Source organism: Brasilonema bromeliae SPC951 (genome assembly GCF_012912135.1).
Lineage (GTDB): Bacteria > Cyanobacteriota > Cyanobacteriia > Cyanobacteriales > Nostocaceae > Brasilonema > Brasilonema bromeliae.
In genome coordinates, this window is record NZ_QMEB01000192.1 from 1 (window position 1) to 13,173 (window position 13,173).

13 protein-coding genes are annotated in these 13,173 nt (G+C 43.2%); 9 read left to right on the top strand and 4 right to left on the bottom strand.

What is annotated here, in order from left to right; genetic code table 11:
• Positions 1-726 precede the first annotated feature (726 nt).
• From DP116_RS20875 to DP116_RS20890, 4 genes are all read right to left on the bottom strand, one after another.
• Positions 727-1,380: a DUF938 domain-containing protein gene (locus tag DP116_RS20875; RefSeq protein WP_169156998.1), complete on the bottom strand. Its 654-nt coding sequence runs from the start codon at positions 1,378-1,380 to the stop codon at positions 727-729.
• Positions 1,381-1,451: 71 nt separating this feature from the next.
• Positions 1,452-1,781: a YdhR family protein gene (locus DP116_RS20880; RefSeq protein WP_169156999.1), complete on the bottom strand. Its 330-nt coding sequence runs from the start codon at positions 1,779-1,781 to the stop codon at positions 1,452-1,454.
• A 238-nt stretch (positions 1,782-2,019) separates the two neighbouring features.
• On the bottom strand, positions 2,020-2,490 hold the full coding sequence (locus tag DP116_RS20885) for an ABA4-like family protein (RefSeq protein ID WP_169157000.1): 471 nt from the start codon (positions 2,488-2,490) through the stop codon (positions 2,020-2,022).
• Between the two features lie 254 nt (positions 2,491-2,744).
• Positions 2,745-3,107 (bottom strand): hypothetical protein, encoded by a 363-nt coding sequence (locus tag DP116_RS20890; protein ID WP_169157001.1) that lies wholly within the window; start codon positions 3,105-3,107, stop codon positions 2,745-2,747.
• 499 nt (positions 3,108-3,606) lie between these two features.
• On the opposite strand from DP116_RS20890, the gene typA reads away from it, so the two are divergent.
• The 9 genes from typA to DP116_RS20935 form a co-directional block, all read left to right on the top strand.
• The gene (gene typA / locus DP116_RS20895) at positions 3,607-5,397 is read left to right on the top strand and encodes a translational GTPase TypA (RefSeq protein ID WP_169157002.1); all 1,791 of its coding nucleotides are present in this window, start codon (positions 3,607-3,609) and stop codon (positions 5,395-5,397) included.
• Positions 5,398-5,878: 481 nt separating this feature from the next.
• On the top strand, positions 5,879-6,244 hold the full coding sequence (locus DP116_RS20900) for a ferredoxin thioredoxin reductase catalytic beta subunit (protein WP_169157008.1): 366 nt from the start codon (positions 5,879-5,881) through the stop codon (positions 6,242-6,244).
• Positions 6,241-6,642 (top strand): DUF309 domain-containing protein, encoded by a 402-nt coding sequence (locus tag DP116_RS20905; protein WP_169157003.1) that lies wholly within the window; start codon positions 6,241-6,243, stop codon positions 6,640-6,642. The genes DP116_RS20900 and DP116_RS20905 overlap by 4 nt, the downstream gene beginning before the upstream one ends.
• 261 nt (positions 6,643-6,903) lie before the next feature.
• On the top strand, positions 6,904-7,410 hold the full coding sequence (locus DP116_RS20910; protein ID WP_169157004.1) for an LptA/OstA family protein: 507 nt from the start codon (positions 6,904-6,906) through the stop codon (positions 7,408-7,410).
• 29 nt (positions 7,411-7,439) lie between these two features.
• Positions 7,440-8,168, top strand: a complete 729-nt coding sequence (gene lptB / locus DP116_RS20915) for an LPS export ABC transporter ATP-binding protein (RefSeq protein WP_169157005.1) — start codon at positions 7,440-7,442, stop codon at positions 8,166-8,168.
• Between the two features lie 444 nt (positions 8,169-8,612).
• On the top strand, positions 8,613-9,788 hold the full coding sequence (locus tag DP116_RS20920; protein ID WP_246275728.1) for an LptF/LptG family permease: 1,176 nt from the start codon (positions 8,613-8,615) through the stop codon (positions 9,786-9,788).
• A gap of 139 nt (positions 9,789-9,927) precedes the next feature.
• Positions 9,928-11,391, top strand: coding sequence for a hypothetical protein (locus tag DP116_RS20925; protein ID WP_169157006.1), 1,464 nt, complete (start codon positions 9,928-9,930; stop codon positions 11,389-11,391).
• Between the two features lie 14 nt (positions 11,392-11,405).
• A complete protein-coding gene (locus DP116_RS20930) occupies positions 11,406-12,062 on the top strand; it encodes a DUF5710 domain-containing protein (RefSeq protein WP_211173416.1) in 657 nt (218 codons plus the stop codon).
• 79 nt (positions 12,063-12,141) lie between these two features.
• Positions 12,142-13,173 (top strand): magnesium chelatase ATPase subunit I (locus DP116_RS20935; protein WP_169157007.1); only part of this gene is annotated, 1,032 nt, incomplete at its 3' end.

The following is a 13,173-nucleotide window of genomic DNA, read 5'->3' on the forward strand; positions in this document are numbered from 1 at the left end:
TTCATCCACTCATGTAAAGGTAGGGGTTTTCATCCTCCCGCTTGCAGCCCGATAATTCAATACGATTGAGTTTCAGCTAAAAACACCGAACCAATGTACGTTGGGGAGGACAGTCGCACAAGAAGGGTTCGTCCAACGGAAGAGTCAGTTGCCAGCAGTGGGGTTACCCTCAAAGTAGCACTGATCTGACTGTGTTGCGATCGCTGTGGACATTTTACCTTTAATAAGGTTGAGCTATTTAGTACTAAATTCCACAAGTTCGTAGCGAACGACAGCTTCTTTCATTGAGTTTTAGCGTTTTTTGAGGCACGGGATGCCGTGCCCCTTTAGCATGACCGTAAACGTTATACCATTTCTCTATGAACTTGAGCGATTATTTAACCCCCCGCCTCCGGCGTCCCACGCCACTTCTGGTGGGGGGGGGGAACCCCCGCACTCTTTGTGGCTCCCCTTAGCAAGGGGAGCCAGTGCGAAGGGAAACGCTCTGCCGACTTGTAGCATCTGGCGTGGGACTACAGGGGGGTAACTATTAAGCGCATTGTTACAGAGAACTCGTATTAACAGCAACCGCATACCTCAAGATGTCGTGAGGTACAAAAAAAGACCCCCTTCATCCGCTGCTAAAGGGGGTGCAAAATATACAGTGGTCTAATTTCTATATAGATGTAGGCGAAATCGACTTATGCAGTAGAAGAGGTAGTGCCTTTTTTGAAAAATGACTTCTTCTTACCTGAAACTGTAGACTAGAGTGAAGTTATTGGATGGCATATCAATTTTTTCTTTCAGGTTCAACCGATGCTTCTGGGCATACTTGGTGATATCTGCGATATCTTTTAGTCCCCATTCCGGTACTTTGTAGGAGAGCAGGGTTCTGTGAAACTCTTCATTTGAAGGTGTTGTGTACTTACCATGCACTTTAAATGGACCATAGATGAATAATGAGCCACTGTCTTTGAGCAGGTTTGCGGTACATTCCATCATCCCATCTGCAATGGCAATCGGCGCAACCTGGAACACATTGATACAGAAAATAGTGTCAAATTTTTTTCCAGCCAAAACAGACCAGGTTTGCGGCTGAGTCAGATCCAGCTTGATTGGCGGGTGGACATTTTTTGCTTGAGTTTGTTGCGTCAAGCGTCTAATGTTTTCAAATGCCTCTTCATTCATATCCGAGGGCTGAAAACTTAGGTGCTGGAAATGGGGAGCAAAGTAGTTGATGTGCATACCGCTACCGGAAGCAAACTCTAGAACGTGACCTTCGTTCTGAGGTAACTTTTTCTTAAACACTTCCAAAATTGGGTCACGGTTGCAATTCCCTGCCCAAGCAACATAGGGACTCAGCGGATGCGGATCAAGTGCGGGTTTTTCTGGTGGTAACATTTGTTCCTACTTAATTGTGCTGCATTTCTTTTGATATTGAGTGTAGAGTGCAATAATTCTAACCCCACACTTTATTTCCTATCATGAGAATCTGCCAGATAAAAAGGAGAACTCATGCCTATACTGGCTTCTTTCGTTACATAACCATCGAAAAGCTTTACAGTGAGATTGCCATTAACTTGTTTTGCAAATGGAATCAATAAGTTATCAATATAACTTTGTGCATTCTCTACAGAATCAAATTCATAAAATCCACCAACAGTATTAGTGTTTACACCACTTAACCAAGTCTTGGATTTTAATCCTGGGAATTTTTTCATTTCTAGATTGATTGGAACCCAATCAATCTCACTGAAAGGAATAGATATTTGATACTCAGCGTATAAGAATACTTGAGTCATAAATATTTTTGAGTATTTCTTGAATTTTCCTTTAGTTATTTTATTCTATCAAATGATATTTTTCTCTTAGCTTATCATAATGATTTAAGTTTTAACTCATCTTAGATAGCTGCAAAGGGTTTGGGTGAACATTTTATCTAAGTTCACCCAAACCGCATTGGATTTCTGTCACAAGTGAAAACCATACCCCTTATCGAGTATTAATTCTAGGTACAGTAGTCAAATTGCTCTGTGTCACCTAAGAGGATACTGTTTTCTCGGCAACTTCTGCTACTTCATTTTTAAGAGTTGGGGAAACTGCCTTTGTTATCCAAGTCGTGAAAATATGAGAAAGTAATCCCATTGGACCAGCAAATAAGCAAAGCGCCAACGAGTGGATTGTCCAAACTCCTGTTTTCTGTCCTTCTAAATAAATGTAACGCCCAACAAATAAATCCATGACTAAGAAATGAACCCAACCTGTTGCAGCAGCTTTCTCATCAGCAAAAAATCTGGCAATATCTGCTAATTGAGGATTTGATAAAGCTTGGGCATTTTCTGGTGTGATGCTAGTAACAAACAAATACAAATACACGCCTGCTAAGGGCACAAAAGGAAGATAGGATTCCATAACCCTTTGTGTCACTTTCCATTTGGGTAGGAGAAACATTAATGTCCAAAATGGTAAAACGAAAATATTAGCAATGTTGAAAATTTGGTCGATAGACATAAGAGATGTAAAATTATACTGGTACAATAATACTTGATTATGGCAACTCACAGATGATATATAGGAATCCGATTTAATTTCTGAAAAAATCTAAGTATATGTAGGGGGAGCCAGTGCGTTGTGTTATCACTCTTGAGTACAGCACCAAAACCGTCGGATGGTGGGTTAGCCAGAATCAAATATGAGTCCTATAGATGAATTTTATTACCAGAATCTTGAATGCATTAATTACCCCAATCGTACCGATTGTGAGATTAACCAAAAAAGCGATAGGAAATGGTCAACTTACCAGATTTAACATCAATTGGCTTGTATTGGATAACAGCGACATCAGAATACCAATCATATTCCCATTCAAAATTCACACTGTTATGCATTTTCTCTGACAGATAGGGTTTGCCATTCATCGTTAAACCAATGTTCGCCGTGCCATCAAGTTTGCCAGTAACTTGAATATTAATCGAATAAATACTTCCTTGTAATGGTGCTTTGCTGAGGGTGATTTGTTCTGGTTTGCTGACATCCTTAATCTGAACCGTTCGATAGGATGTGGAACACGAACCAAGTAAACACAATAGAGCGATCAAACAAGTGATAGAAAAAATCTTTTTCATCATAAATGTAAAGCTGCCGGATTTTTCGCGCCTTCAATGAAACGATGAGTCCAGCGCCGTAGGCGACTGGCGTAAGTGCAAAGCCTGCCGCTATTCCATACAAAGCAGTGTAGGCGTGCAGGAGATACCCGGTAAGGCGTGGCCGTTCCCACTAGGGTTGTCAAAGCAGAACGAAAGCCTGTCTTGAAGCTGAATTTATCACCTTTTCCTCCTCTGTACCAGTTACGGACGCAGAAAAAAGTGACCACCCGTGAGGGTTGATCTGTCGGTGTGGTCGGGTATAAGTGGGGTAAATACGGCTGCTCACTTTTTTCACTTTTTTACGACTGAATGCGTTAGCATCTTGGCGATTCAAAAAAACACTTCAACCATAAAGAGTTAATATAGAATTGTTAAGGCTTGTTTACAGAATTTATAAAACCACCCGAATTCTGTTACAACATTCCTCCACTAGATATTAAGTTCTAAAATCCCCACGCTAATTTTATCCAAACGCGCTATTATGACGCTCCCAATCCGTAACGTCGCCATTATTGCCCACGTTGACCACGGCAAAACAACCCTTGTTGATGCTCTCCTCAAACAATCCGGCATCTTCCGTGAAGGAGAAGACGTTCCGGATTGCGTCATGGACTCCAACGCCCTTGAACGGGAACGGGGAATTACAATTCTTGCCAAAAATACTGCTGTTCACTATGGAGACACGCTGATCAACATTGTTGATACGCCCGGACACGCTGACTTTGGTGGCGAAGTTGAACGTGTACTCGGCATGGTTGACGGCTGCATTCTGATTGTTGATGCAAACGAAGGTCCCATGCCCCAAACACGCTTTGTTTTGAAGAAAGCCTTGGAAAAAGGACTGCGCCCCATTGTTGTCGTCAATAAAATTGACCGTCCCCAAGCAGATCCACATGGTGCTATAGATAAAGTGCTGGATCTGTTTCTGGAACTAGGGGCAGATGATGACCAGTGTGATTTTCCTTATCTGTTTGCTTCTGGTTTAAGTGGCTACGCCAAAGAACAGCTAGAAGATGAAGCCAAGGATATGCAGCCACTGTTTGAAGCTATCCTGCGCCATGTACCAGCACCAGTGGGTGACGCCGAGAAACAACTACAATTGCAAGTCACAACCCTAGATTATTCTGAGTATCTGGGACGGATTGTCATTGGTAAAATTCACAATGGCATTATCCGCATGGGACAGCAAGCCGGCTTGGTAAAAGAAAACGGCGAAATTGTCAAGGGAAAAATCACCAAGTTGATGGGCTTTGAAGGGCTGAAGCGGATTGAAATCACAGAAGCATCCGCTGGCAATATCGTAGCTGTGGCAGGATTCGCCGATGCCAACATTGGGGAAACGATTACTGACCCGAACGAACCCCAAGCATTGCCACTCATTAAGGTAGATGAACCGACATTGCAAATGACCTTCTGGGTGAATGATTCGCCCTTTGCAGGTCAAGAAGGAAAGTTGGTGACATCACGACAAGTGCGCGATCGCCTCCTTCGCGAACTAGAAACCAACGTCGCCCTACGCGTTGAAGAAACCGACTCCCCCGATAAATTCCTAGTTTCCGGTCGTGGAGAACTCCACCTGGGCATCTTAATCGAAACCATGCGCCGCGAAGGTTATGAGTTTCAGGTATCACAGCCACAGGTGATTTATCGCGAGGTCAACGGGCAACCTTGCGAACCTTACGAACTTCTGGTATTAGACATTCCTGAAGATGCCGTTGGCAGTTGCATTGAGCGACTGGGGCAACGCAAAGGCGAAATGCAAGATATGCAAGTGGGTGGTAACGGACGCACCCAGCTAGAATTTATTATCCCCGCCCGTGGATTAATCGGTTTTCGGGGTGAATTCATGCGTATGACTCGTGGTGAAGGTATCATGAACCACAGTTTCCTTGACTACCGTTCTATCTCTGGTGATATTGAAGCTCGTAACAAAGGTGTCTTAATCTCATTTGAGGAAGGCGTTTCCACTTTCTACGCCATGAAGAACGCCGAAGATAGAGGCGTATTCTTTATTGTACCTGGTACGAAAGTTTACAGAGGCATGATTGTCGGAGAACACAATCGTCCCCAAGACTTGGAATTGAACGTCTGCAAGACGAAGCAACTCACCAACCACCGTGCATCCGGCGGTGATGAACTGGTACAGCTGCAAGCACCAGTCGATATGAGTCTAGAGCGTGCTTTAGAGTACATCGGACCAGATGAATTGGTGGAAGTCACTCCTCAGTCAATTCGTCTGCGGAAGTTAGCGAAAAAGCTGGCGAAACGCTAAACACTATGAAGTCCTGAGTGCTGAGTTTTGAGGAAATATCACTCAAGGCTCAGCACTCTTTGTGTATCAGGACTTATGCAAAAATAATCTAGTTGTGTCATTGCGACGTAAGTCGTAACTGCAGTCTTGTTGTTTAGTAACTCGTCCGTAAGTCCTATGTATGTCTACCGCAAGAATCGGTCGCGATGAAATGCATTCAAATTTCACGCATGAAAATTTCAATTGCGTGCAAAAAAACGGCAACTATAATCTGATATCCAGATTCTGCCGATTCTACGATGCTCTGCTCCCCGTACAGTTTTTGCCAATTCAAAATACTGAAATGTGCCCTATGTTCTAAGCCTTGGGTTACGAACTCGCGCCTCGACACACACTTTACAAAATTTAAAATCGCTCAAAAGAAGGGGAGTCATCCCTAGTTCTAGCTCCCATAGGCTGCGGTACAATGCAAAGAAATGTTTAAATTATGAGTGCCGATCCCATGATTTCACCAGAAGTTAACACAAAATCCAGCGAACATAGCCTAGAGGCGATGCGGCATTTTTCGGAACAATACGCCAAGCGCACTGGAACGTACTTCTGTTCTGAACCCTCTGTTACCGCAGTTGTCATTGAAGGACTTGCCAAGCATAAAGACGAACTCGGAGCTCCTTTATGTCCCTGTCGCCACTATGAAGACAAACAAGCGGAAGTGAAAGCTACTTTTTGGAACTGTCCATGTGTACCAATGCGCGAGCGCAAAGAATGTCACTGTATGCTATTCCTCACATCAGATAATGATTTCGCTGGTGATAAGCAAGAAATTTCTTTAGAAACAATCAAGCAAGTACGAGATGGTATGGCATGAACGAAGAAATGCCTGATGAGTTTTGGCAAGGTGTAGAGCAGTTTAATACTGGTGAGTATTATGCTTGTCATGATACCTTGGAGGCTCTGTGGATTGAAGCAACAGAGCCAGACAAAACTTTTTATCAAGGCATTTTGCAAATTGCCGTGGCGCTGTATCATTTAGGCAACCATAACTTACGTGGTGCGGTCATTTTGTTGGGTGAGGGTAGCAATCGCTTGCGACGTTACCCATCAGAATATGGCGGCATTGATGTAGATGAATTATTAATTCAGAGTGCGGCATTGTTGAAGGCATTACAACTAACACAGCCAGAAAAGATTGCCGCTCTTAACCTTGGTCAAGATGAAGGCTTGCCCTTGCCTAGGATTATAAGAATTAATAATGAAGAAGCGTAAAGAATTAAAAAAATTATTAAAAAAATCTTAACAAATTATTAAAATACTGTAGATTCAAGCTAGCTGGCAGTGGATGCAAATCTGTGTGCTTTGATAGTCAGCTAGACGACCAGATGAAACCTTAAAAGTCGAGACAGCGTCAATACTTCTAGTTTTAGCCAGCAGCTATCCTCGAATAGCCCAGAACGCGTATTTTATGATCTCTGGTTAAAGTAGTTGAGAAAATTGGAATAACAAAAAAATCATAACTTCTAAATTGCTATGATGCCCCACTATCAATTGCCTCACTTTCACATGCGTCGTTTGGCACTAGCTTTAATACTACCAGTTGTGGTTCTGGGCGCAATGACGTTTCCTAACCAACTGCAAACAGCTACTGCACAAACTCCTCAAAAATCTGGGCAAAATCGTCCTCTTTACATCCGTGGAAAGGTACAAGAGTATAACTCTAAGACACAAGTGGCAACTATTCGCGGTGAGGTGGAACTGTCTTATCCTGCACGAGGTATTCAAGCAACTGCTGCGCAAGCACAATACTTTACCCGCGAACGTCAGATTATTCTCAGTGGCAATGTCTATGTTTTGCAACAGGGCAGCAATAGTATCAAGGCTGACTCAGTGACGTATCTGATTGATGAAGCGCGATTTGTTGCTACACCCAAGCAAGGTAGTCAGGTAGAATCCATCTACATGGTCAACGACACTCCAGTTAACAACCAAGCTCCTGGATCTGCTCCTGCAACAGCACCTGTGAAGAAATCTAATTAGCACAGATAATTCATAAAGGACGCGAGAGAGTGAAAATTGTCTTAGAAAATATTCATAAAACTTATGGCAAGCGAGTCATTGTTAATCGCGTCAACCTTTCAGTTGCCCAAGGCGAAATCGTTGGGTTACTTGGTCCCAATGGCGCTGGTAAAACGACGACTTTTTACATAGCCACAGGTTTAGAAAAACCAGAGAAGGGAAAAGTCTGGTTAGACAATATAGATATGACTCCACTACCAATGCACAGAAGGGCACGACTAGGCATTGGTTATTTGGCACAGGAAGCAAGTGTTTTTCGCCAACTCAGCGTGCGAGATAACATTCTTTTGGTGCTAGAACAAACGAATGTGCCAAGCTGGGAATGGGCAAGGCGAGTGGATACCTTGTTGCGGGAGTTTCGTTTAGAAAAAGTCGCTAACAACAAAGGAATTCAACTTTCTGGAGGTGAAAGACGCCGGACAGAATTGGCAAGAGCTTTAGCAGCTGGTAGAGAAGGACCAAAATTTTTATTTTTGGATGAACCATTTGCGGGAGTTGACCCGATAGCAGTCTCAGAAATTCAGCAAATTGTGGCGCAACTGCGCGATCGCGATATGGGCATTTTAATCACCGATCACAACGTCCGCGAAACTCTAGCCATCACAGATCGCGGATATATTATGCGTGAGGGGCAAATCCTTGCCTCTGGCACCTCCAAAGAACTCTACAATAACCCCCTTGTGCGCCAATACTATCTGGGCGATAACTTCCAGGCGTAAATTAAAAAAATAAATCATAAATAAAAAATATTTTCTATTTACTCTTTTTAATTAGAATTTCGTAATCTGGCTTTATTTTGTTTAATATTTATTTTGATAGCTGTTACATTTTTGATGCTTCAATCTTCTTGTGGGTGAGATTGTTGCTATCCTAAACCAGGATTTTTGACTGGAGTTTGCATAGTATGGTGCATACCAAATGTTTGATGAGTCGTGAGAAAAAACCTAGTACGAATGACTAACGACCCTTCGGGTATCTCCTTCGGAGACGCTGCGCGTTAGCCCTTTGGGCGTGCGCTTTGCGCATACGCCAGTCGCCTGTTGTCGGGAAAACGCCAGATGCTCCACTTGGGGAGACCCCAAGACCGCACTGGCTCCCCTCCCGCAGCGCTGGTCTCACTAATGACTAATAACTAATAACTAACGACTAATAACTAATAACTAATGCCTAAATTTCAGTCTTTCTACACCATCAATTCGCTGCTGCCTTTTTCTATTATGGATCGCTACTTGGCGAGGGAATTGCTGCCGACATTTTTGTTTGGTGTTGGGGCTTTCGCTTCAATCGGCGTAACAATAGATTCTATGTTCGAGCTAATACGGAAAATCGTGGAATCCGGACTACCGATAAGCATCGCCGTTCAAGTTTTTACGTTAACTATGCCAGAGTTTATCGTTTTAGCTTTCCCCATGTCCACGCTCCTGGCTACTTTGATGACTTACAGTCGTCTTTCCAGCGATAGCGAACTTGTAGCTTTACGCGGCTGCGGAGTTAGTGTGTATCGCATGGTACTCACTGCTGTGATGTTGAGTTTGGTCGTTACAGGAATGACATTTGTGTTTAACGAACACCTTGCACCAGCATCGAAATACCGAGCAACTCAAATCCTGAACGCAGCCCTCAAGTCCGAAACACCAACTATTGTTAAGCGGCAAAATATTTTCTACCCCGAATACCAGAAGGTGAAAAAAAAGGATGGTAGCGGTAATAGAAAAATCTTAACACGCTTATTTTACGCTGATGAATTTGACGGCAAAGAGATGAAAGGCTTGACAATTATTGACCGTTCTACAGAAGGTTTGAGTCAAATTGTTGTATCAGAATCAGGCGAGTGGAATCCATCTCAAAATGTCTGGAATTTTCACAACGGTACCATCTATTTGGTTGCCCCTGACCGCTCTTATCGTAATATTCTCAGGTTTGAACACCAACAAATAAAATTGCCCCGGACTGCTCTTGATTTGGCACAAAAAAGCCGAGACTATGGCGAGATGAACATTTCTCAAGCACTGGAACAACTGGAGGTTGAACGTCTCGGTGGTGATGAACAAAAAATTCGCAAACTCCAAGTCAGGATTCAACAAAAAATTTCCTTACCATTTGTCTGTGTCGTTTTTGGTTTGGTCGGTGCAGCAATGGGAACCGTACCTCAGCGTACTGGAAAAGGGACAAGTTTTGGCATCAGTGTCATAGTTATTTTTAGTTATTATTTGCTTTGGTTTATTACTGGTGCTTTAGGAGAAGCTGGTATTTTTTCTCCCTTGGTAGCTGCTTGGATGTGTAACTTTCTGGGATTTGGTGTAGGTTTCTTGTTATTGAGGCGAGTTGCACAAAAATAGTTTTTTGACAACAATCACACCTGGGGTTAATAAATTACAATTGTGGAGTAGGTAGGATAAAAAAAACTCCATTAGTAAACCGCTGGTCTAAACCTTTTTTCTTTTGCCAATTTATTTGTAAACTTAGACTCTATTGCCCATGTCACGCCACCACCATCCTCCCGCCTACTTACGCTATCTCAAAGCTAGATTATGGTATTTAGCACGACCTAGTTTTTGGGGAACAGCAATTTTTTTATCTGTCGTAGGGCTGGCTATTAAAGAATACTGGACACACCCCGACTTTTTTACTCAATGGCAAAAAAATCTAGTTGCTGATAACAAGCCTGTCAACTCCTCTGTTTTAGAGGAAGACAAGGCAATGACACCGGACATTAATAACTTACCACCAGTCCCGTATAATATTGGCAATAACCGAGCAAACCCAGCAGCAAAAAATCTTGCCTCTAAACAAAACATTCAAGCAAAAAACAGCAAAACTTTATTAGAAGCCTTAAATAGCAAGAGCCAGACTTCTACAAGTGATAATAAATTAAAGCTTAATGTCAAAGAAGGTGATTCCACACCCGTTATAGAGTTGGAAAATCCTTTCCTAGCACAAGCACAGAATTTATTACAATTTAAAAATCTTCCAAATGGTAGCAATTCACTAGGAGTGAATGCCTTAACTCCTTCTTTATATCAACAAAATTTAGCACAAAATTCCTTTGGTTTGGGAACAGGATTACCTAATCAAACCACTTCTAATCAAAACGGCGTCTCAGAAAGTGCGTTGCAAACAGCGCTTAACCAAGTAAAGAGCCAGCAATCTACAAACTCAAATCGTATCACGTCAACTCAGAAAAACCCCTTTGAGCCATCATCTTTACTATCCACCGAAAACAGAAATAGTCAGACTCTTGTTCCAAGCACTGGGTTCAATACAAACACAATCAATCCCCTGAATGTAGGAACAGGTTCTACGCAGTCGGGAGCGATTTCTGGAACAAGTTACATACAACCAGGAACTACTCCTGGAACAACTTATCCTCAACCAAGTTTCAATAATCTGCAACCACAAAATTTATCTGGTGGAACAAGTTATATACAACCAGGAACTGGAAATCAACTACAAACTTCCATTCCTGGAACAGCTTATCCTCAACCAAGTTTCAATAATCTGCAACCACAAAATTTATCTGGTGGAACAAGTTATATACAACCACCAACTGCAAACCAACTGCAAACTTCCATTCCTGGAACAGCTTATCCTCAAGCGAAACCAGAATTAGTAGGTATACCGCAAACTCCAAGTGCAATTCCTAATCGTTCTGCTATTATTCTTGACCAAGTTATAAAGAATAGGTTGAATAACATAAATACTGCTCAGCCATTGTCTACTGTTACACAACCAACATCAGTACCCCCGTCTTCCAATACACTCAATGCTCCCAACTACACCTCAAATCAAGGAAATGTAATTAATAATGCCCCTTTAACGTCAAATAATGATGGAAGTGTAGGCATACAGCAAGCGCCGGCTCCAGTGCCGCAGTATATTTATCCATCTTCTACTCAGATTCCAGGACAGTATACTGGTGGCGGACAGATAAATAGGTACTAGTAACCGTAAGATCTATGTCACGAACCTATTTAAATGTTTCATACCAAGAAAAAGACGAAGCAAAGAAACTAGGAGCCAGATGGGATGCTAGTGCTCGTCGCTGGTATGTACCAGAAGGAATGGATACAGCACCTTTGGTGCGCTGGTTACCTGTTGAGAAACCGGAGTCTTTGAAGCCTAAATCAACAGAACCCCGTTTGACGGTAGAACTTGTTCCTCAAACTTGTTGGTATAGCAATGTGCGCTCAGAGGTTTCAACGGGAGAGTGGGACAAACTCAAGCGAGTGACTTTTGAGCGAGCGAATTACCGTTGTGAAGTTTGTAGTGGTCGTGGTTTAAAACATCCTGTGGAATGTCATGAGATTTGGGACTATGACGATGAGCGACACATCCAAACTTTGACCGGTCTGATTGCATTATGTCCTGCTTGTCACGAATGTAAACATATGGGATTTGCAAATATCAAAGGTCGAGGGGAACTCGCCACCGATCATTTGGCGAAGGTGAATGGTTGGACAATCCACCAGGCAAAGACTTATGTGCGAGAATGCTTCCAAGTTTGGCAAGAGCGTAGCCAGCATGAATGGGATTTAGATATCACCTATCTCGAGCAATTTGAGATTTCGAGTCATTCTTCATCGCCCAGACGTGGCGACAGACCTGGGAATTGAGCAGTTTTGGGTAACTACAGCGCGTGCGCCGCGCTATTATTTGGTATCCTAGAAAGCTGGACTAGCTATGACTTAAACTATGCCTGCGCCTACCACCACCCCTCTTAGTACTGCCTTTCCCCTGACAGCCGTAGTCGGTCAAGAAGCGATTAAATCAGCCTTGCTGCTTGCTGCAGTAGACCCAGGGTTGGGAGGAGTGGCGATCGCAGGTCGTCGCGGTACGGCAAAATCTGTGATGGCGCGTGCTATTCACACCCTACTTCCACCCATTGAAGTTGTCTCTGGTTCTATCAGCAATTGCGATCCCAATCGTCCAGAAGAATGGGATGACCAACTTTTGGCAGATTCCTCCCTCAGTCTCCCTACAAGCGAAGATGGAAGCAGCGAGGTAAAAACCGAAATCATCCCCGCAACTTTTGTACAAATTCCTTTGGGAGTGACAGAAGACAGACTCTTGGGTTCTGTAGATGTGGAACAGTCTGTCAAACAGGGTGAAACTATTTTTCAACCAGGTTTACTCGCCCAAGCACACCGAGGCGTTCTCTACATAGATGAAATCAATTTATTAGATGACCAAATATCCAATCAGCTTTTAACAGTATTATCTGAGGGACGCAACCAAATTGAACGCGAGGGCATTAGTTTTCAGCATCCCTGCAAACCCTTATTTATCGCGACTTACAACCCAGAAGAAGGAGCATTGCGGGAACATTTATTAGATAGAATTGCGATCGCCCTCAGCGCTGATGGTGTCCTCGGTTTAGATCAAAGAGTCCAAGCAGTCGAGCAAGCTATTGCTTACTCCCTATCTCCTCAAGAATTTCTCCAACAGTATAGCGAAGACCTAGACGCCCTCAAAACCCAAATCATCCTGGCGCGGGAATGGTTAAAAGACGTTTGCATCACCCACCAACAAATTTCCTACTTAGTAGAAGAAGCAATTCGTGGAGGCGTACAGGGACACCGCGCTGAGTTATTCGCCGTGCGTGTTGCTAAAGCCTCAGCTGCTTTGGATGGACGCACACAAGTGAATGCTGACGATTTGCGGCGTGCTGTGGAACTCGTGATAGTCCCACGGGCGACTGTTGTGCAGACACCTCCACCCCAAGAA

What these genes read in the sequence shown, in the direction of transcription:
- DP116_RS20910 (WP_169157004.1), top strand. Translation starts at nt 6,904, where the DNA reads ATGATGCCCCACTATCAATTGCCTCACTTTCACATGCGTCGTTTGGCA.
- DP116_RS20905 (WP_169157003.1), top strand. Translation starts at nt 6,241, where the DNA reads ATGAACGAAGAAATGCCTGATGAGTTTTGGCAAGGTGTAGAGCAGTTT.
- DP116_RS20920 (WP_246275728.1), top strand. Translation starts at nt 8,613, where the DNA reads ATGCCTAAATTTCAGTCTTTCTACACCATCAATTCGCTGCTGCCTTTT.
- DP116_RS20930 (WP_211173416.1), top strand. Translation starts at nt 11,406, where the DNA reads ATGTCACGAACCTATTTAAATGTTTCATACCAAGAAAAAGACGAAGCA.
- DP116_RS20900 (WP_169157008.1), top strand. Translation starts at nt 5,879, where the DNA reads ATGATTTCACCAGAAGTTAACACAAAATCCAGCGAACATAGCCTAGAG.
- typA (WP_169157002.1), top strand. Translation starts at nt 3,607, where the DNA reads ATGACGCTCCCAATCCGTAACGTCGCCATTATTGCCCACGTTGACCAC.
- DP116_RS20880 (WP_169156999.1), bottom strand. Translation starts at nt 1,781, where the DNA reads ATGACTCAAGTATTCTTATACGCTGAGTATCAAATATCTATTCCTTTC.
- DP116_RS20875 (WP_169156998.1), bottom strand. Translation starts at nt 1,380, where the DNA reads ATGTTACCACCAGAAAAACCCGCACTTGATCCGCATCCGCTGAGTCCC.
- DP116_RS20890 (WP_169157001.1), bottom strand. Translation starts at nt 3,107, where the DNA reads ATGATGAAAAAGATTTTTTCTATCACTTGTTTGATCGCTCTATTGTGT.
- DP116_RS20925 (WP_169157006.1), top strand. Translation starts at nt 9,928, where the DNA reads ATGTCACGCCACCACCATCCTCCCGCCTACTTACGCTATCTCAAAGCT.
- DP116_RS20885 (WP_169157000.1), bottom strand. Translation starts at nt 2,490, where the DNA reads ATGTCTATCGACCAAATTTTCAACATTGCTAATATTTTCGTTTTACCA.